Below are 745 nucleotides of genomic sequence, written 5' to 3'. Positions count from 1 at the left end.
GTCCGGCGCCGCGAGCCGGCCATGCCACAACAGCTCGATCTGCGCGCCGTTCGGTTCGGACTGCACGAGCCGCGCGGGCAGCCAGCCGAGCGACGGCGCGAGCCACATGTCGATGCGGCGCGTATCGCCGTCGCGCCGCGGCAGGCGCATGAAGTGCCGCGCACCGATGATGCCGGCCTGCGTCTGCACCTGCTCGTCGCCGATCACGGTGATCGGCCAGGTCTCGCCGCTGTTGTTGTCGATCACGAAGAACTGCTGCGTGACGCCCGGCTTGTACGCCGACGGATTGCCGCGCACGAGCCCCGACAGCTGCATCAGCATGCTGAAGCGGTCCTGCACGCCGTCGGGCAGCGGCGCGTTGTTCGGCGTGCGCGTGAACACGACCTGCCGGATCTCGCGGTTGAAGATCGCGATGTCTTCCGGCCGCTTGCCGCGCTTCTCGACGTAGCGGTCGGGCGCGACGCCAAACGCGTCGATGCGGCCTTCGCTGCGGTAGGTGAACGGGCCGACGAACGGCACGGGCATCGACACCGACAGGTCGTAGGTGTGCCCGTCGGTGCGCCAGCGGATCGTGCCGATCATGTTCTGCATGCCGTTGTAGAACGTGTCGTACTGCAGGTCGCCGGACGGCGGCGCGCTGAACTTCACGCCGTTCGTCGCGGGGCCCGGCGTTGCGGCGCTGGCAGCGCCGGCAGCCGACGCGGCATGTGCGCCCGACGCGCCCGGTACGCCACTCGCCGCGGAC

General features: G+C 70.2%; 1 protein-coding gene. It reads right to left on the bottom strand.

Translation table 11 applies throughout. The annotated features are described in order from the left end of the window. Window positions 1-745, bottom strand: a 745-nt coding sequence (locus tag G3O00_RS42985) for a DUF3108 domain-containing protein (protein ID WP_206146632.1), incomplete at both ends; no start/stop codon positions are given.

This window comes from Burkholderia sp. Ac-20384 (genome assembly GCF_017104605.1).
GTDB lineage: Bacteria > Pseudomonadota > Gammaproteobacteria > Burkholderiales > Burkholderiaceae > Burkholderia > Burkholderia lata.
The sequence above is the reverse complement of the archived record's forward strand: the minus strand, read 5'-3'. Positions and strand labels throughout refer to the sequence as shown.